General features: G+C 62.5%; 16 protein-coding genes. All 16 read left to right on the top strand.

All coding sequences use genetic code 11. The features are described from left to right. Positions 1 to 15 precede the first annotated feature (15 nt). The 16 genes from rplK (at position 16) to rplW (ending at position 21,540) form a co-directional block, all read left to right on the top strand. Complete coding sequence (gene rplK / locus WT60_RS01900; protein ID WP_004198368.1) at positions 16 to 447, top strand: 50S ribosomal protein L11; 432 nt, start codon at positions 16 to 18, stop codon at positions 445 to 447. After that, a complete protein-coding gene (gene rplA, locus WT60_RS01905) occupies positions 448 to 1,146 on the top strand; it encodes a 50S ribosomal protein L1 (protein WP_038754732.1) in 699 nt (232 codons plus the stop codon). 297 nt (positions 1,147 to 1,443) lie between these two features. Further along, entirely contained in the window at positions 1,444 to 1,941 is a 498-nt protein-coding gene (gene rplJ, locus WT60_RS01910) for a 50S ribosomal protein L10 (protein WP_006400668.1), read from the top strand. Positions 1,942 to 2,013: 72 nt separating this feature from the next. Further along, entirely contained in the window at positions 2,014 to 2,388 is a 375-nt protein-coding gene (rplL, locus tag WT60_RS01915) for a 50S ribosomal protein L7/L12 (RefSeq protein WP_038754735.1), read from the top strand. A 363-nt stretch (positions 2,389 to 2,751) separates the two neighbouring features. Next, entirely contained in the window at positions 2,752 to 6,858 is a 4,107-nt protein-coding gene (rpoB, locus tag WT60_RS01920; protein ID WP_038754738.1) for a DNA-directed RNA polymerase subunit beta, read from the top strand. Positions 6,859 to 6,879: 21 nt separating this feature from the next. Then, a complete protein-coding gene (gene rpoC, locus WT60_RS01925) occupies positions 6,880 to 11,118 on the top strand; it encodes a DNA-directed RNA polymerase subunit beta' (RefSeq protein ID WP_038754740.1) in 4,239 nt (1,412 codons plus the stop codon). 153 nt (positions 11,119 to 11,271) lie between these two features. Then, entirely contained in the window at positions 11,272 to 12,492 is a 1,221-nt protein-coding gene (locus WT60_RS01935) for an ISL3 family transposase (RefSeq protein WP_059670723.1), read from the top strand. Between the two features lie 133 nt (positions 12,493 to 12,625). Next, complete coding sequence (recQ, locus tag WT60_RS01940; protein WP_060355729.1) at positions 12,626 to 14,473, top strand: DNA helicase RecQ; 1,848 nt, start codon at positions 12,626 to 12,628, stop codon at positions 14,471 to 14,473. Positions 14,474 to 14,692: 219 nt separating this feature from the next. Beyond that, entirely contained in the window at positions 14,693 to 15,073 is a 381-nt protein-coding gene (rpsL, locus tag WT60_RS01950; RefSeq protein WP_004521903.1) for a 30S ribosomal protein S12, read from the top strand. 170 nt (positions 15,074 to 15,243) lie between these two features. Then, positions 15,244 to 15,714, top strand: coding sequence for a 30S ribosomal protein S7 (gene rpsG / locus WT60_RS01955; protein ID WP_004198359.1), 471 nt, complete (start codon positions 15,244 to 15,246; stop codon positions 15,712 to 15,714). 123 nt (positions 15,715 to 15,837) lie between these two features. Further along, the gene (gene fusA / locus WT60_RS01960; RefSeq protein WP_038754746.1) at positions 15,838 to 17,940 is read left to right on the top strand and encodes an elongation factor G; all 2,103 of its coding nucleotides are present in this window, start codon (positions 15,838 to 15,840) and stop codon (positions 17,938 to 17,940) included. Positions 17,941 to 17,981: 41 nt separating this feature from the next. Further along, entirely contained in the window at positions 17,982 to 19,172 is a 1,191-nt protein-coding gene (tuf, locus tag WT60_RS01965) for an elongation factor Tu (RefSeq protein WP_059670342.1), read from the top strand. Positions 19,173 to 19,440: 268 nt separating this feature from the next. Further along, positions 19,441 to 19,752 (top strand): 30S ribosomal protein S10, encoded by a 312-nt coding sequence (rpsJ, locus tag WT60_RS01970; protein ID WP_004199280.1) that lies wholly within the window; start codon positions 19,441 to 19,443, stop codon positions 19,750 to 19,752. Between the two features lie 197 nt (positions 19,753 to 19,949). Next, positions 19,950 to 20,609, top strand: coding sequence for a 50S ribosomal protein L3 (gene rplC / locus WT60_RS01975; protein WP_038749718.1), 660 nt, complete (start codon positions 19,950 to 19,952; stop codon positions 20,607 to 20,609). Further along, positions 20,609 to 21,229, top strand: coding sequence for a 50S ribosomal protein L4 (rplD, locus tag WT60_RS01980; protein ID WP_038749629.1), 621 nt, complete (start codon positions 20,609 to 20,611; stop codon positions 21,227 to 21,229). The genes rplC and rplD overlap by 1 nt, the downstream gene beginning before the upstream one ends. Beyond that, complete coding sequence (rplW, locus tag WT60_RS01985) at positions 21,226 to 21,540, top strand: 50S ribosomal protein L23 (RefSeq protein WP_060355902.1); 315 nt, start codon at positions 21,226 to 21,228, stop codon at positions 21,538 to 21,540. The genes rplD and rplW overlap by 4 nt, the downstream gene beginning before the upstream one ends.

The following is a 21,540-nucleotide window of genomic DNA, read 5'->3' on the forward strand; positions in this document are numbered from 1 at the left end:
CAACGAGGTTTCCAAATGGCAAAGAAGATTGTCGGCTTTATCAAGCTGCAGATCCCTGCAGGTAAAGCCAACCCGTCGCCGCCGGTCGGTCCGGCGCTGGGCCAGCGCGGCCTGAACATCATGGAGTTCTGCAAGGCGTTCAACGCGCAGACTCAAGGCATGGAGCCGGGCCTGCCGGTGCCGGTCGTCATCACGGCATACGCGGACAAGAGCTTCACGTTCGTGATGAAGACCCCGCCCGCGACGGTTCTGATCAAGAAGGCGGCGAAGGTCGACAAGGGCTCGAGCAAGCCCCACACCGACAAGGTCGGCAAGATCACCCGCGCACAAGCGGAAGAAATCGCGAAGACCAAGATGCCGGATCTTACGGCAGCTGATCTCGACGCGGCCGTTCGCACCATCGCTGGTAGCGCACGCTCGATGGGCATCACTGTGGAGGGCGTGTAAATGGCCAAGATCTCGAAGCGCCGTCAGGCATTTGCCGCTAAGGTCGATCGTCAGAAGCTGTACGCGATCGACGAGGCCCTCGCTCTCGTGAAGGAATGCGCGAGCGCGAAGTTCAACGAATCGATCGACGTCGCGGTTCAACTCGGCATCGACGCGAAGAAGTCGGACCAGGTCGTTCGCGGTTCGGTCGTGCTGCCGGCCGGTACCGGCAAGTCGGTTCGCGTTGCCGTGTTCGCGCAAGGCGAGAAGGCAGAGCAAGCGCGCGCCGCCGGCGCCGAAGTGGTCGGCATGGAAGATCTGGCTGAGCAGATCAAGGCCGGTCAAATGGACTTCGACATCGTGATCGCTTCGCCGGACACGATGCGTATCGTCGGTACGCTGGGCCAGATCCTCGGCCCGCGCGGCCTGATGCCGAACCCGAAGGTCGGCACGGTCACGCCGGATGTCGCGACCGCAGTGAAGAACGCGAAGGCGGGTCAGGTGCAGTTCCGCGTCGACAAGGCCGGTATCATCCATGCGACGATCGGCCGTGCATCGTTCGAGTCGACCGCGCTGCGCACGAACCTGTCGGCGCTGATCGAAGCGCTGCAGAAGGCGAAGCCGGCGACGAGCAAGGGCGTGTACCTGCGCAAGATCGCGCTGTCGAGCACGATGGGTGTCGGCGTTCGCGTCGACCAAGGCTCGCTGGCCGCGCAGTAAGCGAAGTATTCGAGCCGCGTCCGGGAGAGGCGGCTCAAAAGGGCTTTGGGCGGTCGTTCGAAGGAGCACCATCGAGCGACCGGTTATCAAAGACCGTTGGTGGGAATGCAGCAGTCGGGCGCTCCCTTAATTCAAGCCAACGCAGATGGCGAACCCGAAAGAGTTTTGCAGTGGTGAAGCGAGAGATCGACGAGAGATCGGCGATCTTCAGCGGAAATACTCCTAACGAGTCGGACGCCGTTGTTGAACGAGGTGCGCGACGCGTCATGCGAAGCGTATCGTTTCTGGAGGCTAACCGTGCCGCTTAATAGAGAAGACAAGCAAGCCGTCGTCGCTGAGGTTGCCGCGCAAGTTGCGAAGGCCCAGACCGTTGTGCTCGCTGAGTATCGTGGAATTGCGGTTGGCGATCTGACCACGCTGCGCGCGAAAGCGCGCGAGCAAAAGGTTTACCTGCGCGTTCTGAAGAACACGCTGGCGCGCCGCGCCGTCGAAGGTACGCCGTTTGCTCCGCTGGCAGAGCAGATGACTGGTCCCCTGATCTACGGCATCTCGGAAGATGCAATTGCCGCTGCTAAGGTCGTCAACGACTTCAGCAAGAGCAATGACAAGTTGGTCATCAAGGCCGGTTCGTTCGATGGCAAGGTGATGGACAAGGCAGGCGTGCAAGCGCTCGCCAGCATCCCGAGCCGCGAAGAACTGCTCTCGAAGCTGCTGTTCGTCATGCAAGCGCCTGTTTCCGGCTTTGCGCGCGCTCTGGCCGCGCTCGCCGAGAAGAAGCAAGCCGAAGCTGCGTAATTGCTACGCGCGAACGCACATCAGCGTCACTGATCGCTGGCTGTATCCGAATTCAATTTAGGAGTATTTCAAATGGCAATCGCAAAAGAAGACATCCTGGCCGCAGTCGAAGGGATGACCGTTCTGGAACTGAACGAGCTGGTCAAGGCGTTCGAAGAGAAGTTTGGCGTGTCGGCTGCTGCTGTCGCCGTTGCTGGCCCGGCTGCCGGCGGCGCGGCTGCTGCTGCTGAAGAAAAGACCGAATTCACGGTCGTTCTGGCTGAAACCGGCGCCAACAAGGTTTCCGTCATCAAGGCCGTTCGCGAACTCACGGGCCTGGGCCTGAAGGAAGCGAAGGACCTCGTCGACGGCGCGCCGAAGCCCGTCAAGGAAGGCGTGGACAAGGCCGCTGCCGACGATGCGAAGAAGAAGTTGGAAGAAGCTGGCGCGAAGGTCGAAATCAAGTAAGTTTCGACGCGCTGTGCGAAGGCTGGCGGTTTTTCACCGCCGGCCTTTTTGTGCTTTGTGGGGGCAGTGTTTTGACACTCTTTGAAGAGGTTGGACGAGCCCCCTTAGAAGCCAAAGAAAAACGCCTATCCACGATCGATCGGCGATTCTCTTTGTCTTCTGAAGCGACTGCAGAAGGCAAGTTTGGTCGGGCAGCGGGCAACACAGGCATCCGCTGCCGTCAGCCAGCGGTTGGTAGCGGCCAACCACCAAGCTTCTCGGCTCGTGCCGTCGGACGGCCATCGGGTCTCAGTCGGTGAACACTCGGGTTTGACACGTCAAGGTATCCCGCCTCGATAGCGCCCGTCGTGATTCGGAGATCGTATGCAATATTCCTTCACCGAGAAGAAGCGCATTCGCAAGAGTTTCGCGAAGCGTTCCATCGTTCACCAAGTGCCTTTTCTGCTGGCCACCCAGCTTGAATCATTCAGCACATTTCTGCAAGCCGATGTGCTCACCGCGCAACGCAAGTCCGAAGGGTTGCAGGCCGCCTTCACGTCGGTGTTTCCCATCGTCTCGCATAACGGCTTTGCTCGTCTCGAGTTCGTGAGCTATGCGTTGTCGTCGCCGGCGTTCAACATCAAGGAATGCCAGCAGCGCGGCCTGACCTATTGCTCGGCGCTGCGCGCGAAGGTGCGCCTCGTGCTCCTCGACAAGGAGTCGCCGAGCAAGCCCGTCGTCAAGGAAGTGAAGGAACAGGAAGTGTACATGGGCGAAATTCCGCTCATGACGCCGACCGGTTCGTTCGTCATCAACGGCACCGAGCGCGTGATCGTGTCGCAGCTGCACCGGTCGCCCGGCGTGTTCTTCGAACACGATAAGGGCAAGACGCATAGCTCGGGCAAGCTGCTGTTCTCCGCGCGGATCATTCCGTACCGCGGCTCTTGGCTCGACTTCGAATTCGATCCGAAGGACGTGCTGTTCTTCCGCGTCGACCGTCGTCGCAAGATGCCGGTCACGATTCTGTTGAAGGCGATCGGCCTCACGCCGGAACAGATCCTCGCGAACTTCTTCGTCTTCGACAACTTCACGCTGATGGACGAAGGCGCGCAGATGGAGTTCGTGCCCGAGCGCCTGCGCGGCGAAGTCGCGCGCTTCGACATCACTGATCGCGAAGGCAAGGTCATCGTCCAGAAGGACAAGCGGATCAACGCGAAGCACATTCGCGATCTCGAAGCCGCGAAGACCAAGTACATCTCGGTGCCCGAAGACTATCTGCTCGGCCGCGTGCTGGCGAAGAACGTTGTCGACGGCGACACGGGCGAAGTGATCGCGAACGCGAACGACGAGATCACGGAAGGTGTGCTCGAGAAGCTGCGCGAAGCGAAGATCAAGGAAATCCAGACGCTCTACACGAACGATCTGGACCAGGGCCCGTACATCTCGTCGACGCTGCGTGTCGACGAAACCGTCGACAAGACGGCCGCGCGCATCGCGATTTACCGGATGATGCGCCCGGGCGAGCCGCCCACGGAAGAAGCCGTCGAGGCGCTGTTCAACCGCCTGTTCTACAGCGAAGACGCGTACGACCTGTCGAAGGTCGGCCGCATGAAGTTCAACCGCCGCGTCGGCCGTGACGAGATCATCGGCCCGATGACGCTGCAGGACGACGACATCCTCGCGACGATCAAGATCCTCGTCGAGCTGCGCAACGGCAAGGGCGAAGTGGACGATATCGACCACCTCGGCAACCGGCGCGTGCGCTGCGTCGGCGAACTGGCGGAAAACCAGTTCCGCGCGGGCCTCGTGCGCGTCGAGCGCGCGGTGAAGGAACGCCTCGGCCAGGCCGAGAGCGAAAACCTGATGCCGCACGACCTGATCAACTCGAAGCCGATTTCGTCGGCGATCCGCGAGTTCTTCGGTTCGTCGCAGCTGTCGCAGTTCATGGACCAGACCAACCCGCTGTCGGAAATCACGCACAAGCGCCGTGTTTCCGCACTGGGCCCGGGCGGCCTGACGCGCGAGCGCGCGGGCTTCGAAGTGCGCGACGTGCACCCGACCCACTACGGCCGCGTGTGCCCGATCGAAACGCCGGAAGGTCCGAACATCGGTCTCATCAACTCGCTCGCGCTGTACGCGCACCTGAACGAGTACGGCTTCCTCGAGACGCCGTACCGCAAGGTCGTCGACAGCAAGGTGACCGACCAGATCGATTATCTGTCGGCGATCGAGGAAGGCCGTTACATGATCGCGCAGGCGAACGCGGCGATCAGCGACGACGGCTCGCTCGTCGACGAACTGGTGTCGTCGCGTGAAGCCGGCGAAACGATGATGGTCACGCCGGACCGCATCCAATACATGGACGTGGCGCCGTCGCAGATCGTGTCGGTTGCAGCGTCGCTGATTCCGTTCCTCGAGCACGACGATGCGAACCGCGCGCTGATGGGCTCGAACATGCAGCGCCAGGCCGTGCCGTGTCTGCGTCCGGAGAAGCCCGTCGTCGGTACCGGCATCGAGCGCACCGTGGCGGTCGACTCGGGCACGACGGTGCAGGCGTTGCGCGGCGGCGTCGTCGACTATGTCGACGCGGGCCGTATCGTGATTCGCGTGAACGACGACGAAGCGGTCGCGGGTGAAGTCGGCGTCGACATCTACAACCTGATGAAGTACACGCGTTCGAACCAGAACACGAACATCAATCAGCGTCCGATCGTGAAGATGGGCGACAAGGTTGCGCGCGGCGACGTGCTGGCCGACGGCGCGTCGACCGACCTGGGCGAGCTCGCGCTCGGCCAGAACATGCTGATCGCGTTCATGCCGTGGAACGGCTACAACTTCGAGGATTCGATCCTGATCTCGGAGCGGGTCGTGGCCGACGATCGCTACACGTCGATCCACATCGAAGAGCTGAGCGTCGTTGCACGCGACACGAAGCTCGGGCCGGAAGAAATCACGCGCGACATCTCGAACCTGGCGGAAGTCCAGCTCGGCCGTCTCGACGAATCGGGCATCGTGTACATCGGTGCGGAAGTCGAAGCGGGCGACGTGCTGGTCGGCAAGGTCACGCCGAAGGGCGAGACCCAGCTGACGCCGGAAGAGAAGCTGCTGCGCGCGATCTTCGGCGAGAAGGCGTCGGACGTGAAGGACACGTCGCTGCGCGTGCCGTCGGGCATGAGCGGCACCGTGATCGACGTCCAGGTGTTCACGCGTGAAGGCATCCAGCGCGACAAGCGTGCGCAACAGATCATCGACGACGAACTGAAGCGCTACCGTCTCGACCTGAACGACCAGCTGCGCATCGTGGAAGGCGATGCGTTCCAGCGTCTCGCGCGCATGCTCGTGGGCAAGGTCGCGAACGGCGGTCCGAAGAAGCTCGCGAAGGGCACGAAGATCGACCAGGCTTACCTGGAAGACCTCGACCACTATCACTGGTTCGACATCCGCCTCGCGGACGACGAAGCGGCGGCCCAGCTCGAAGCGATCAAGAACTCGATCGAAGAGAAGCGTCACCAGTTCGACCTCGCGTTCGAAGAGAAGCGCAAGAAGCTCACGCAAGGCGACGAACTGCCGCCGGGCGTGCTGAAGATGGTCAAGGTGTACCTCGCGGTCAAGCGCCGTCTGCAGCCTGGCGACAAGATGGCAGGCCGTCACGGTAACAAGGGTGTCGTGTCGAAGATCGTTCCGGTCGAAGACATGCCGTACATGGCCGACGGCCGTCCGGCGGACGTCGTGCTGAACCCGCTCGGCGTGCCGTCGCGGATGAACGTGGGTCAGGTTCTGGAAGTGCATCTCGGCTGGGCCGCGAAGGGCCTCGGCTGGCGTATCGGCGAAATGCTCGCGCGCCAGACGAAGATCGAGGAACTGCGCGTGTTCCTGACGAAGATCTACAACGAGTCGGGCCGCGCGGAAGAGCTGGACAGCTTCAGCGACGACGAAATCCTCGAGCTCGCGAAGAACCTGCGCGAAGGCGTGCCGTTCGCGACGCCGGTGTTCGACGGTGCGACCGAGGAAGAGATGTCGAAGATGCTCGATCTCGCGTTCCCGGACAACATCGCCGAGCAGCTCGACATGAACCCGTCGAAGAACCAGGTGCGCCTGTACGACGGCCGCACGGGCGAGCCGTTCGAGCGCCGCGTGACGGTGGGCTACATGCACTACCTGAAGCTGCACCACTTGGTCGACGACAAGATGCACGCGCGTTCGACGGGCCCGTACTCGCTCGTTACGCAGCAGCCGCTCGGCGGTAAGGCGCAGTTCGGTGGCCAGCGTTTCGGTGAAATGGAAGTGTGGGCGCTCGAAGCGTATGGCGCGTCCTACGTGCTGCAGGAAATGCTGACGGTGAAGTCGGACGACGTGACCGGCCGGACCAAGGTTTATGAAAACCTGGTCAAGGGCGACCACGTGATCGACGCCGGCATGCCGGAATCCTTCAATGTGCTGGTGAAGGAAATCCGCTCGCTCGGTATCGATATCGATCTCGACCGCAATTAATCGGACTACGGAGAGAAAGCAATGAAAGCTCTGCTCGATCTATTCAAGCAAGTCCAACAAGAAGAAGTTTTTGACGCGATCAAGATCGGTCTGGCCTCGCCGGACAAGATCCGTTCGTGGTCGTTCGGCGAAGTGAAGAAGCCGGAGACCATCAACTACCGTACGTTCAAGCCGGAACGCGATGGTCTCTTCTGCGCGAAGATCTTCGGGCCGATCAAGGACTACGAGTGCCTGTGCGGCAAGTACAAGCGCCTGAAGCACCGCGGCGTGATCTGCGAGAAGTGCGGCGTCGAAGTGACGCTGGCGAAGGTGCGCCGCGAGCGGATGGGCCACATCGAGCTGGCCTCGCCGGTCGCGCACATCTGGTTCCTGAAGTCGCTGCCGTCGCGTCTGGGCATGGTGCTCGACATGACGCTGCGCGACATCGAGCGCGTGCTGTACTTCGAAGCGTACGTGGTGATCGAACCGGGCATGACGCCGCTGAAGGCGCGGCAGATCATGACCGAAGAGGATTACTACAACAAGGTCGAGGAATACGGCGACGAATTCCGTGCCGAGATGGGCGCGGAAGGCGTGCGTGAACTGCTGCGCGCGATCAACATCGACGAGCAGGTCGAGACGCTGCGCACCGAGCTGAAGAACACCGGCTCGGAAGCGAAGATCAAGAAGTACGCGAAGCGCCTGAAGGTCCTCGAGGCATTCCAGCGCTCGGGCATCAAGCCCGAGTGGATGATCCTCGAAGTGCTGCCGGTGCTGCCGCCGGAACTGCGTCCGCTCGTGCCGCTGGACGGCGGCCGTTTCGCGACGTCGGACCTGAACGACCTGTACCGCCGCGTGATCAACCGTAACAACCGGTTGAAGCGTCTGCTCGAGCTGAAGGCCCCGGAAATCATCGTTCGCAACGAAAAGCGGATGCTGCAGGAAGCCGTCGACTCGCTGCTCGACAACGGCCGCCGCGGCAAGGCGATGACGGGCGCGAACAAGCGTCCGCTGAAGTCGCTCGCCGACATGATCAAGGGCAAGGGCGGTCGTTTCCGTCAGAACCTGCTGGGCAAGCGCGTCGACTACTCGGGCCGTTCGGTCATCGTGGTCGGCCCGACGCTGAAGCTGCACCAGTGCGGCCTGCCGAAGCTGATGGCGCTCGAGCTGTTCAAGCCGTTCATCTTCAACAAGCTGGAAGTGATGGGGGTAGCTACGACCATCAAGGCTGCGAAGAAGGAAGTCGAGAACCAGACGCCGGTGGTGTGGGACATCCTCGAAGAGGTGATCCGCGAGCACCCGGTGATGCTGAACCGTGCGCCGACGCTGCACCGTCTCGGTATCCAGGCGTTCGAGCCGGTGCTGATCGAAGGCAAGGCGATCCAGCTGCACCCGCTCGTCTGCGCGGCGTTCAACGCCGACTTCGACGGTGACCAGATGGCCGTTCACGTGCCGCTGTCGCTCGAAGCGCAGATGGAAGCGCGCACGCTGATGCTCGCGTCGAACAACGTGCTGTTCCCGGCCAACGGCGATCCGTCGATCGTGCCGTCGCAGGATATCGTGCTGGGTCTGTACTACGCGACCCGCGAAGCGATCAACGCGAAGGGTGAAGGCCTGTCGTTTACCGGCGTGTCGGAAGTGATCCGCGCGTACGAGAACAAGGAAGTCGAGCTCGCGTCGCGCGTCAACGTGCGGATCACCGAAATGGTCCGCAACGAGGACACCTCCGAAGGCGCGCCGCAGTTCGTGCCGAAGATCTCGCTGTACGCGACGACCGTCGGCCGCGCGATCCTGTCGGAAATTCTGCCGGCCGGCCTGCCGTTCTCGGTGCTGAACAAGCCGCTGAAGAAAAAGGAAATCTCGCGCCTGATCAACACGGCGTTCCGCAAGTGCGGCCTGCGCGCGACGGTGGTGTTCGCCGATCAGCTGATGCAGTCGGGTTTCCGTCTCGCGACGCGCGCCGGCATTTCGATCTGCGTGGACGACATGCTCGTGCCGCCGCAGAAGGAAACGATCGTCGGCGACGCCGCGAAGAAGGTGAAGGAGTACGACCGCCAGTACATGTCGGGTCTCGTCACCGCGCAGGAACGCTACAACAACGTGGTCGACATCTGGTCGGCGACGTCGGAAGCGGTCGGCAAGGCGATGATGGAGCAGCTGTCGACGGAGCCGGTGACGGACCGCGACGGCAACGCGACGCGCCAGGAGTCGTTCAACTCGATCTACATGATGGCCGACTCGGGCGCCCGGGGTTCGGCGGTGCAGATTCGTCAGCTGGCCGGTATGCGCGGCCTGATGGCGAAGCCGGACGGCTCGATTATCGAGACGCCGATTACCGCGAACTTCCGCGAAGGCCTGAACGTGTTGCAGTACTTCATCTCGACCCACGGTGCACGTAAGGGTCTGGCTGATACGGCACTGAAGACCGCGAACTCGGGTTATCTGACGCGTCGTCTCGTCGACGTGACGCAGGATCTCGTCGTGGTCGAGGACGATTGCGGCACGAGCAACGGCGTCGCGATGAAGGCGCTCGTCGAAGGCGGTGAAGTCGTCGAAGCGCTGCGCGACCGTATCCTCGGCCGCGTCGCCGCGTCGGACGTCGTCAATCCGGAAACGCAGGAAACGCTGTACGAAGCGGGCACGCTGCTCGACGAAACGGCGGTGGAAGACATCGAGCGTCTCGGCATCGACGAAGTGCGCGTGCGCACGGCGCTGACCTGCGAAACGCGCTACGGCCTGTGCGCGTCGTGCTACGGCCGCGATCTCGGCCGCGGCTCGCTCGTGAACGTCGGCGAAGCGGTCGGCGTGATCGCCGCGCAGTCGATCGGCGAACCGGGCACGCAGCTGACGATGCGTACGTTCCACATCGGTGGTGCGGCATCGCGTGCGGCAGTGGCCTCGTCGGTGGAAGCGAAGAGCAACGGCACGGTGCGCTTCACGGCGTCGATGCGCTACGTGACGAACGCGAAGGGCGAGCAGATCGTCATCTCGCGTTCGGGCGAGGCGCTGATCACCGACGACATCGGCCGCGAGCGCGAGCGTCACAAGATCCCGTACGGCGCGACGCTGTTGCAGCTCGACGGCGCGGCGATCAAGGCGGGCACGCAACTCGCGACGTGGGACCCGTTGACGCGCCCGATCATCACCGAGTACGGCGGTACGGTGAAGTTCGAAAACGTCGAGGAAGGCGTGACGGTCGCGAAGCAGATCGACGACGTGACCGGCCTGTCGACCCTCGTCGTGATCGACGTGAAGCGCCGCGGCTCGCAGGCTGCGAAGAGCGTGCGTCCGCAGGTGAAGCTGCTCGACGCGAACGGCGACGAAGTGAAGATCCCGGGCACGGAGCACTCGGTGCAGATCGGCTTCCAGGTCGGCGCGCTGATCACCGTGAAGGACGGTCAGCAGGTGCAGGTCGGTGAAGTGCTCGCACGTATCCCGACCGAATCGCAGAAGACCCGTGACATTACCGGTGGTCTGCCGCGAGTCGCCGAGCTGTTCGAAGCGCGTTCGCCGAAGGATGCGGGCATCCTCGCGGAAGTCACCGGCACGGTGTCGTTCGGCAAGGACACGAAGGGCAAGCAGCGTCTCGTCATCACGGACCTCGAGGGCAGCCAGCACGAGTTCCTGATCGCGAAGGAAAAGCAGGTGCTCGTCCACGACGGTCAGGTCGTCAACAAGGGCGAAATGATCGTGGACGGCCCGGCCGATCCGCACGACATCCTGCGCCTGCAGGGTATCGAGGCGCTGTCGCGCTACATCGTCGACGAAGTGCAGGACGTGTACCGTCTGCAGGGTGTGAAGATCAACGACAAGCACATCGAAGTGATCGTGCGTCAGATGCTGCGCCGTGTGCAGATCGTGGACAACGGCGACACGCGCTTCATCCCCGGCGAGCAGGTCGAGCGTTCGGACATGCTGGACGAGAACGATCGCATGATCGCCGAGGACAAGCGCCCGGCAACGTACGACAACATCCTGTTGGGTATCACGAAGGCGTCGCTGTCGACCGACTCGTTCATCTCCGCGGCATCGTTCCAGGAAACGACCCGCGTGCTGACCGAAGCGGCGATCATGGGCAAGCGCGACGATCTGCGCGGCCTGAAGGAAAACGTGATCGTCGGCCGTCTGATTCCGGCCGGTACCGGCCTCGCGTTCCACAAGGCGCGCAAGGCGAAGGAGCTGTCGGATCGCGAGCGTTTCGACCAGATCGCAGCGGAAGAAGCGTTCGAGTTCGGCACGCCGGCGGCGCCCGCCGAAGAGCCGCAACACCCGGCGGAGTGAGCGAGGCGGCGCGAGCCGCTTTGCCAGCCTGCTGATGAAGCCGCCCGGTTTCGACCGGGCGGCTTTTTTTATGGTTCATCGCAGGAAACCGTGGAGGGTTTTCGAGCGATTGCATAATCTGACACCTGATTTTAAGGATGTCGGAGGAAGCAATTGCTCGATCGAAAGGCACTTCAGGCACTGGGCTGCTGGACAGGTTATCGGCTGGAACGTGTGGAATGGCCACAAGGAGAAGAGCGCACGCTATCGCTGTATCTGAAGCCGGTCAGCAAGGTCATGTACTGCGAGCAATGCGGTGCACGCTGCCAGCAGATCCACGAGACGACGGTTCGTCGAGTGCGCGATTTGCCGCTGTTCGAATACCGGGTGGTGCTGCACGTTCCCCGTCGCCGGGTCTGGTGCGAACACTGCGGCGGCCCGCGACTGGAGAAGCTGGCGTGGCTGGGCCGCTACCAGCGAGTGACGGAGCGGTTCGCCAAAGCCTGCGAGAAGCTGCTGCAGGCCGCCAGCGTGCAGGCGGTAGCGGCCTTTTACGATTTGGGCTGGCACACGGTCAAATCGATCGACAAGATGCGCTTGCGAGCGCGTGTGGCCGAGCCGGACTGGTCGGCGATCCGCTATCTGGCGATGGACGAGTTCGCGCTCCATAAGGGCCATCGCTACGCCACGGTGGTGGTTGATCCGATCGGCCGGCAGGTGCTCTGGGTCGGGCCCGGACGTTCACGCGAAACGGCGCGAGCCTTCTTCGAACAGCTCCCCGAAGGCGTGGCCGAGCGCATCGAAGCGGTCGCCATCGACATGACCACGGCCTATGAACTGGAGATCAAGGAACAGTGCCCGCAGGCGGAAATCGTCTTCGACCTGTACCACGTCGTGGCCAAGTACGGGCGCGAGGTGATCGATCGGGTACGGGTGGATCAGGCCAATCAACTCCGGCATGACAAGCCGGCGCGGAAGGTGCTGAAGTCCAGTCGCTGGCTGCTACTGCGCAACCGTCATAACCTGAAGCCAGAACAGGCCGTGCATCTGAAGGAGCTGCTGGCCGCCAATCAGTCGCTGTTATGCGTCTATGTGCTGCGCGACGAACTCAAACGGCTCTGGTTCTACCGCAAGCCAGCCTGGGCGGAAAAGGCCTGGGGGCAATGGATCGAACAGGCTCAGCAAAGCGGGATCGCCGCCTTGCAAAAGTTCGCCGAGCGCTTGCAGGGTTACTGGCACGGAATCGTGGCCCGCTGCCGCCATCCGCTCAATACCAGCATCGTTGAAGGCATCAACAATACGATCAAGGTCATCAAGCGCAGGGCCTACGGGTACCGTGACGAGGAGTACTTCTTCCTCAAGATCCGCGCCGCGTTCCCCGGAATTCCGCGATGAACCTTTTTTATGCGCGAACCGTGCGGCGGCGAGTCGGCCGAACGGACAACGTGTGACCGCCGTCCTCCTTTCGCCGCGGGGACGTTGGTAAAATCCCACCCACCGGCTCTTTTCGCTGTCCATCATCCGATCCATGTCCCGCGCGCTCGAAATTCTCAACGAAGTCTTTGGCTACCCCGCCTTCCGCGGTCAACAGGGCGAGATCGTCGAGCACGTTGCGGCGGGCGGCGACTGTCTCGTGCTGATGCCGACGGGCGGCGGCAAGTCGCTCTGCTATCAGATTCCGGCGCTCGTGCGCAGCGAGTCGGGCCGCGGCGCGGGCATCGTCGTGTCGCCGCTGATCGCGCTAATGCAGGATCAGGTCGCCGCGCTGTCCGAAGTCGGCGTGCGCGCCGCGTATCTGAATTCGACGCTCTCCGGCGCCGAAGCGGCCGCGACCGAGCGCGCGCTGCGCGACGGCGACATCGATCTGCTCTACGTCGCGCCCGAGCGTCTGATGACGCCGCGCTTCCTCGATCTGCTCGAGCGCGCGCGCATCGGCCTTTTCGCGATCGACGAGGCGCATTGCGTATCACAGTGGGGGCACGATTTCCGGCCCGAATACATCCAGTTGTCGGTGCTGCACGAACGCTTCCCGGACGTGCCGCGGATCGCGCTCACGGCGACCGCCGACGCGATCACGCGCGACGAGATCGTCCAGCGCCTCGCCCTCGACGACGCCCGGATCTTCGTGTCGAGCTTCGATCGGCCGAACATCCGTTACCGGATCGTCGAAAAGGACAACGCGCGCTCGCAACTGCTCGACTTCATCCGCGCGGAGCACACGAACGCGGACGGCACGACCGACGCGGGGGTCGTCTACTGCCTGTCGCGTCGCAAGGTCGAGGAGACGGCCGAGTGGCTGAAGGCGCAGGGGGTACGCGCGCTGCCGTATCACGCGGGAATGGAGTTCGGAATCCGGCAGAAGCACCAGGAGATGTTCCAGCGCGAGGAAGGGGTCGTGATGTGCGCGACGATCGCGTTCGGGATGGGCATCGACAAGCCGGACGTGCGCTTCGTCGCGCACCTGGATTTGCCGAAGAGCGTCGAGGGCTACTACCAGGAGACGGGGCGCGCCGGCCGCGACGGCATGCCGGCGAACGCATGGATGGCGTACGGGCTCGGCGATGTCGTCCAGCAGCGCAAGATGATCGACGAATCGGACGCGGACGATACGCACAAGCGCGTCCAGACGTCGAAGCTCGACGCGCTGCTCGGGCTGTGCGAGACGGCGTCGTGCCGCCGCGTGCGGCTCCTCGCGTATTTCGGCGAGACGAGCGGGCCGTGCGGCAATTGCGACACCTGCCTCGAGCCGCCGGCGACATGGGACGCGACGCGCGAGGCGCAGATGGCGCTGTCGTGCGTGTTTCGCGCGCAGCGCGCGAGCGGCTTCAATTTCGGCGCGAGCCACCTGATCGAAGTGCTGCGCGGCGCGCGCACCGAAAAGGTGTTGCAGCGCGGCCACGAGGGTCTCAGCACGTTCGGCATCGGCGCCGAGCTGTCCGAGGCCGAATGGCGCGCGATCTTCCGGCAACTGGTCGCGTTCGGCTATTTGGCCGTCGATCACGGCGGCTTCGGCGCGCTCGTGATGACCGAGGCGAGCAAGCCGGTGCTCAAGGGCGAGGAGACGGTCACGCTGCGCCGCTACGTGAAGCCCGCGCGCACCCGACAGTCGTCGGGCCGCAGCGGCGCGCGCGTCGATCCGACGGCGGGCATGAACGCGCGCGAGCGCGCGTGCTGGGAGCGGCTGCGCACGTGGCGCGCCGAAACCGCAAAGAGCGACGGCGTGCCGGCGTACGTGATCTTTCACGACGCGACGCTCGCGGAGATCGCGCGCAACGCGCCGGAATCGATCGACGATCTGCGCCATATTCCGGGCATCGGCGCGCGCAAGCTCGACCGCTTCGGCGACGAGCTCCTCGAGGTCGTCGAAGCGGCCTGATGACGCGGGGCGCTCGCCTTCGCATTCTGGCACCAAAAATCACGCAAGCTGTTGACTCGCTTGGGATTTTCGGAATATCATGCCGGGTTCCGGTTCTTGGTGGGTTGATTCCTGGGCGCAAGCCTGGGGGCCGCGCACGCGTTCCGGAGCGTCACGCGCGTCGGATTTCGCTTTGCCCGAGGCCGACGTGCCGATTTTGGTCAATTTCAGGAATAAACAATGCCAACCATCAATCAACTGGTTCGCAAAGGCCGCGCGTCGGAAACGACGAAGAGCAAGAGCCCGGCCCTGCAGGACTGCCCCCAGCGTCGCGGCGTGTGCACCCGTGTGTACACGACGACGCCGAAGAAGCCGAACTCGGCACTCCGTAAGGTCGCCAAGGTTCGTCTGACGAACGGCTTCGAAGTGATTTCGTACATCGGCGGTGAAGGCCACAACCTGCAGGAGCACTCGGTTGTGCTGATCCGCGGCGGCCGTGTGAAGGACTTGCCGGGTGTGCGTTACCACATGGTTCGCGGCTCGCTGGATACGCAGGGCGTCAAGGACCGTAAGCAGGCTCGCTCGAAGTACGGCGCGAAGCGTGCGAAGGCTGCGAAGTAAGCTGCGTCTGAATGGAGATCGCCTCCGGGCGGTTAAGGCGGTGGTGCCGGATTGCCGGTGCTGTCGAGTAAGTGGTCACCCGGCCAAGCTGGTTAGTCGAGCAGATGTGATCGGGTTAGTTGGTGGCCGCGGGGCTTTCGAGCTCCAACTGAACAGGTAAAGGAAGAAACATGCCGCGTCGTCGCGAAGTCCCCAAGCGGGAAGTGTTGCCGGATCCGAAGTACGGCAACGTAGATGTAGCCAAGTTCATGAACATGCTGATGCTGTCCGGCAAGAAGTCGGTGGCTGAGCGCATCGTTTATGGCGCTTTCGAGCAAATCCAGACCAAGGGTGGCAAGGACCCGCTGGAAGTGTTCACGGTTGCGCTCAACAACGTGAAGCCGGTGGTCGAAGTGAAGAGCCGTCGCGTTGGTGGTGCGAACTATCAGGTTCCGGTCGAAGTGCGCCCGTCGCGTCGTATGGCATTGGCGATGCGCTGGTTGCGCGAGGCTGCGAAGAAGCGTAGCGAGAAGTCGATGGCTCTGCGCCTTGCAGGTGAACTCTCCGAAGCGGCTGAAGGCCGCGGCGGCGCGATGAAGAAGCGCGACGAAGTTCACCGGATGGCGGAAGCCAACCGTGCGTTCTCGCACTTCCGTTTCTAAGCGCCGGACTGGGCTTTTAGCGGAAAAATTCCGGGCGGGTGCGCTTTTTCGAGCGCCTCGCCCGTTTGTGTTGAGGCGCGCTGCGACAAGGGTCGCATCGCGCCAACCCAATAGAGGATCAAAGTGGCTCGTAAGACTCCTATCGAGCGCTACCGCAACATCGGTATTAGCGCTCACATCGACGCCGGCAAGACGACGACGACCGAGCGCATTCTGTTTTACACCGGCGTGAACCACAAGATCGGTGAAGTTCACGACGGCGCAGCCACGATGGACTGGATGGAGCAGGAACAGGAGCGTGGCATCACGATCACGTCCGCTGCTACCACGGCGTTCTGGAAGGGCATGGGCGGCAACTATCCGGAACACCGCATCAACATCATCGACACCCCGGGGCACGTCGACTTCACGATTGAAGTGGAGCGCTCGATGCGCGTGCTCGACGGCGCGTGCATGGTGTACTGCGCGGTGGGCGGCGTGCAGCCGCAGTCGGAAACGGTGTGGCGCCAGGCGAACAAGTACAAGGTGCCGCGTCTCGCGTTCGTCAACAAGATGGACCGTACCGGCGCGAACTTCTTCAAGGTCTACGACCAGCTCAAGCTGCGCCTGAAGGCGAACCCGGTTCCGGTCGTGGTGCCGATCGGCTCGGAAGAGAACTTCAAGGGCGTGGTCGACCTGCTGAAGATGAAGGCGATCATTTGGGACGAAGCGTCGCAAGGCACGAAGTTCGACTACGTCGACATCCCGGCCGAGCTCGCAGAGACCTGCAAGGAATGGCGCGAAAAGATGGTCGAAGTGGCTGCTGAAGCCAGCGAAGACCTGATGAACAAGTACCTGGAAGAAGGCGATCTGCCGGAAGCCGACATCGTCAAGGCGCTGCGCGACCGTACGATCGCGTGCGAAATCCAGCCGATGCTGTGCGGTACCGCGTTCAAGAACAAGGGCGTGCAGCGCATGCTCGACGCCGTGATCGACTTCCTGCCGTCGCCGGTCGACATCCCGCCGGTCAAGGGCGAGCTGGAGAGCGGCGAAGCAGCCGAGCGCAAGGCGTCCGACGAAGAGAAGTTCTCGTCGCTCGCGTTCAAGATCATGACCGACCCGTTCGTCGGCCAGCTGATCTTCTTCCGCGTGTACTCGGGCGTCGTCAATTCGGGCGACACGCTGCTGAACTCGACCAAGGGCAAGAAGGAACGCCTCGGCCGTATTCTGCAGATGCACGCGAACCAGCGCGAAGAAATCAAGGAAGTCCGCGCAGGCGACATCGCCGCTGCGGTCGGCCTGAAGGAAGCGACCACGGGCGACACGCTGTGCGATCCGCAGCACCCGATCGTGCTCGAGCGCATGGTGTTCCCGGAGCCGGTGATCTCGCAGGCCGTCGAGCCGAAGACGAAGGCTGACCAGGAAAAGATGGGTCTCGCGCTGAACCGTCTGGCGCAGGAAGATCCGTCGTTCCGCGTGCAGACCGACGAAGAATCGGGCCAGACCATCATTTCGGGCATGGGCGAGCTCCACCTCGAAATTCTGGTCGACCGGATGAAGCGTGAATTCGGCGTGGAAGCGACCGTCGGCAAGCCGCAGGTTGCGTACCGCGAAACGATCCGCTCGACGGCGAAGGACGTCGACGGCAAGTTCGTCAAGCAGTCGGGCGGTCGCGGCCAATACGGTCACGCGGTCATCACGCTCGAGCCGAACGAGCAGGGCAAGGGCTACGAGTTCTTCGACGAGATCAAGGGCGGCGTGATTCCGCGCGAGTACATCCCGGCGGTCGACAAGGGTATCCAGGACACGCTGAAGTCGGGCGTGCTGGCGGGCTTCCCGGTCGTCGACGTGAAGGTTCGCCTGACGTTCGGTTCGTACCACGACGTCGACTCGAACGAAAACGCGTTCCGCATGGCCGGTTCGATGGCGTTCAAGGAAGCAATGCGCCGCGCGAACCCGGTCGTGCTCGAGCCGATGATGGCCGTCGAAGTCGAGACGCCGGAAGACTACATGGGCAACGTGATGGGCGACCTGTCGGGCCGTCGCGGTATCGTCCAGGGCATGGAAGACATGATCGGCGGCGGCAAGATCGTTCGCGCCGAAGTGCCGCTGTCGGAAATGTTCGGCTACTCGACGTCGCTGCGCTCGCTGACGCAAGGCCGCGCGACGTACACGATGGAGTTCAAGCACTACGCCGAAGCTCCGAAGAACGTCGCCGACGCGATCATCAGCGCGAAGTCGAAATAAGCTGCATCTACCAACTGATTATTTTTTGAAAGAAGAGAATCATGGCAAAAGAGAAGTTTGAGCGGACCAAGCCGCACGTGAACGTTGGTACGATTGGTCACGTTGACCACGGCAAGACGACGCTGACGGCGGCGATCGCGACGGTTCTGTCGGCGAAGTTCGGCGGCGAAGCGAAGAAGTACGACGAAATCGACGCGGCGCCGGAAGAAAAGGCGCGCGGCATCACGATCAACACGGCGCACATCGAGTACGAAACGGCGAACCGCCACTACGCACACGTCGACTGCCCGGGCCACGCCGACTACGTGAAGAACATGATCACGGGCGCGGCGCAGATGGACGGCGCGATCCTGGTGTGCTCGGCAGCAGACGGCCCGATGCCGCAAACGCGTGAGCACATCCTGCTGGCGCGTCAGGTCGGCGTGCCGTACATCATCGTGTTCCTGAACAAGTGCGACATGGTGGACGACGCCGAGCTGCTCGAGCTGGTCGAGATGGAAGTGCGCGAACTGCTGTCGAAGTACGACTTCCCGGGCGACGACACGCCGATCATCAAGGGTTCGGCGAAGCTGGCGCTGGAAGGCGACAAGGGCGAGCTGGGCGAAGTGGCGATCATGAACCTGGCGGACGCGCTGGACACGTACATCCCGACGCCGGAGCGCGCGGTGGATGGTGCGTTCCTGATGCCGGTGGAAGACGTGTTCTCGATCTCGGGCCGCGGTACGGTGGTGACGGGTCGTGTCGAGCGTGGCGTGGTCAAGGTCGGCGAGGAAATCGAAATCGTCGGTATCAAGCCGACGGTGAAGACGACCTGCACGGGCGTTGAAATGTTCCGCAAGCTGCTGGACCAAGGTCAGGCAGGCGACAACGTCGGTATCCTGCTGCGCGGCACGAAGCGTGAAGACGTGGAGCGCGGCCAGGTTCTGGCGAAGCCGGGTTCGATCACGCCGCACACGCACTTCACGGCTGAAGTGTACGTGCTGAGCAAGGACGAAGGCGGCCGTCACACGCCGTTCTTCAACAACTACCGTCCGCAGTTCTACTTCCGTACGACGGACGTGACGGGCTCGATCGAGCTGCCGAAGGACAAGGAAATGGTGATGCCGGGCGACAACGTGTCGATCACGGTGAAGCTGATCGCGCCGATCGCGATGGAAGAAGGTCTGCGCTTCGCGATCCGCGAAGGCGGCCGCACCGTCGGCGCCGGCGTCGTCGCCAAGATCATCGAGTAATATCGGCGATCCGCGATTCCGCGGTACGTAGTTGTACCGTCCGAAACCGGGCGTCCAGTTTGTGCTGGCGCCCGGTTTGTCTTTTTGGGGAGCCCCGTTGCGTCGTCGACAAACCCGCCCCATCGCTGCGCAAATTCGTGTAGAATCGCGGGCTTAGCAGTGGAAGTACCGTTCGGAACGTGGCGCTTCGCTCCCCGCAGGCTCCGGGTTTCGCGTTCTTTTGGTGTCTGGCGATGCAATATCGCCTCGCTCTTTTCAAGGAATCGTCATGCAGCAACAGAAAATCCGCATTCGCCTGAAGGCTTTCGATTATCGTCTGATCGATCAATCGGCGGCCGAGATCGTCGATACGGCGAAGCGGACTGGCGCAATCGTCCGTGGCCCGGTGCCGCTGCCGACGCGCATCCAGCGTTTTGACATCCTGCGTTCGCCGCACGTCAACAAGACGTCGCGCGATCAGCTCGAAATCCGCACCCACCAGCGCCTGATGGACATCGTCGATCCGACCGACAAGACGGTCGACGCGCTGATGAAGCTCGACCTGCCGGCTGGCGTCGACGTGGAAATCAAGCTGCAGTAAGGCTGATCGAAGGCTTTCGGCGCCACGCGGCTCGCCGGATGGCGCTAAGTCTTTGATTGCTTGCGAAAAACGATGAGCCTCGCTATAATGTTGGGCTTTTCGCGTATTTGCGTAAAAAGCCGGTGACCTGAGCCTCTTCGGGTTGCGGCGTTTTGTAAATTAGCCCCGACCAATCGCAGTCGGGAATGGAGAAAACGATGAGCCTTGGACTCGTAGGTCGCAAGGTTGGCATGACCCGTATCTTCACGGCGGAAGGGGATTCGATTCCCGTCACCGTGCTCGACGTGTCGGACAACCGCGTGACGCAGATCAAGACTGTTGAAACCGACGGCTACACGGCCGTGCAGGTTGCATTCGGCTCCCGCCGCGCATCGCGCGTGACGAAGCCGCTGGCAGGTCATCTCGCCAAAGCCGGTGTCCAAGCCGGTGAAATCCTCAAGGAATTCCGCATCGAAGCCGACAAGGCCGCCGAGTTGTCGAACGGCGCCGTGATCGGTCCGGATCTGTTCGAAGTGGGCCAGAAGGTCGACGTGCAGGGCGTGTCGATCGGTAAGGGCTACGCGGGCACGATCAAGCGCTACAACTTCGGTTCCGGCCGTGCATCGCACGGTAACTCGCGCTCGCACAACGTGCCGGGCTCGATCGGTATGGCGCAAGATCCGGGCCGTGTGTTCCCGGGCAAGCGCATGACGGGTCACATGGGTGACGTGACGGTGACGGTGCAGAACCTCGAAATCGCTCGTATCGACGCAGAGCGCAAGCTGCTGCTCGTCAAGGGCGCGATTCCGGGTGCGAAGGGCGGCAAGGTTTTCGTGACGCCGGCCGTGAAGACGCGTGCTGTGAAGGGGGCGAAATAATGGAACTCAAGCTCCTGAATGCGAATGGTCAGGAAGGTGCGGCGGTCAATGCGTCGGACGTCGTGTTCGGCCGTGACTACAACGAAGCGCTGATCCACCAGGTCGTCGTTGCATACCAGGCGAACGCTCGCCAGGGCAACCGCGCTCAGAAGGATCGCGAGCAAGTCAAGCACACGACCAAGAAGCCGTGGCGCCAGAAGGGCACGGGCCGCGCTCGTGCCGGTATGTCGTCGAGCCCGCTGTGGCGTGGCGGCGGTCGGATCTTCCCGAACTCGCCCGACGAAAACTTCTCGCACAAGGTCAACAAGAAGATGCATCGCGCAGGCCTCTGCTCGATCTTCTCGCAGCTGGCCCGCGAAGGCCGTCTGTCGGTCGTCGAGGATATCGTCCTCGAAGCGCCGAAGACCAAGCTGCTGGCCGACAAGTTCAAGGCCATGGGTCTCGATTCCGTGCTGGTCATCACCGACACGGTCGACGAAAACCTGTACCTCGCGTCGCGCAATCTGCCCCACGTGGCGATTGTCGAGCCGCGCTACGCTGACCCGCTGTCGCTGATCTACTTCAAGAAAGTGCTGGTCACGAAGGCTGCGGTCGCCCAGATCGAGGAGTTGCTGTCATGAGCGAGATTCGCAAGAACGATCATCGTTTGATGCAGGTCCTGCTCGCACCGGTGATTTCCGAAAAGGCGACGCTGGTTGCCGACAAGAACGAGCAAGTCGTGTTCGAAGTCGCGCCGGATGCCACGAAGCAGGAAGTGAAGGCGGCTGTCGAGCTGCTGTTCAAGGTTGAAGTTGATTCCGTCAACATGCTGGTTCAGAAGGGCAAGCAAAAGCGCTTCGGCCGTTCGATGGGCCGCCGCAAGGACGTGAAGAAGGCATACGTGTGCCTGAAGCCCGGCCAGGAAATCAACTTTGAAGCGGAGGCCAAGTAA

Source organism: Burkholderia sp. MSMB617WGS, assembly GCF_001532025.2.
Lineage (GTDB): Bacteria > Pseudomonadota > Gammaproteobacteria > Burkholderiales > Burkholderiaceae > Burkholderia > Burkholderia savannae.

What these genes read in the sequence shown, in the direction of transcription:
- rplK (WP_004198368.1), top strand. Translation starts at nt 16, where the DNA reads ATGGCAAAGAAGATTGTCGGCTTTATCAAGCTGCAGATCCCTGCAGGT.
- rpoB (WP_038754738.1), top strand. Translation starts at nt 2,752, where the DNA reads ATGCAATATTCCTTCACCGAGAAGAAGCGCATTCGCAAGAGTTTCGCG.
- rpsJ (WP_004199280.1), top strand. Translation starts at nt 19,441, where the DNA reads ATGCAGCAACAGAAAATCCGCATTCGCCTGAAGGCTTTCGATTATCGT.
- rpoC (WP_038754740.1), top strand. Translation starts at nt 6,880, where the DNA reads ATGAAAGCTCTGCTCGATCTATTCAAGCAAGTCCAACAAGAAGAAGTT.
- rplL (WP_038754735.1), top strand. Translation starts at nt 2,014, where the DNA reads ATGGCAATCGCAAAAGAAGACATCCTGGCCGCAGTCGAAGGGATGACC.
- rplC (WP_038749718.1), top strand. Translation starts at nt 19,950, where the DNA reads ATGAGCCTTGGACTCGTAGGTCGCAAGGTTGGCATGACCCGTATCTTC.
- rplW (WP_060355902.1), top strand. Translation starts at nt 21,226, where the DNA reads ATGAGCGAGATTCGCAAGAACGATCATCGTTTGATGCAGGTCCTGCTC.
- rpsG (WP_004198359.1), top strand. Translation starts at nt 15,244, where the DNA reads ATGCCGCGTCGTCGCGAAGTCCCCAAGCGGGAAGTGTTGCCGGATCCG.
- rplD (WP_038749629.1), top strand. Translation starts at nt 20,609, where the DNA reads ATGGAACTCAAGCTCCTGAATGCGAATGGTCAGGAAGGTGCGGCGGTC.
- tuf (WP_059670342.1), top strand. Translation starts at nt 17,982, where the DNA reads ATGGCAAAAGAGAAGTTTGAGCGGACCAAGCCGCACGTGAACGTTGGT.
- rpsL (WP_004521903.1), top strand. Translation starts at nt 14,693, where the DNA reads ATGCCAACCATCAATCAACTGGTTCGCAAAGGCCGCGCGTCGGAAACG.
- recQ (WP_060355729.1), top strand. Translation starts at nt 12,626, where the DNA reads ATGTCCCGCGCGCTCGAAATTCTCAACGAAGTCTTTGGCTACCCCGCC.
- rplA (WP_038754732.1), top strand. Translation starts at nt 448, where the DNA reads ATGGCCAAGATCTCGAAGCGCCGTCAGGCATTTGCCGCTAAGGTCGAT.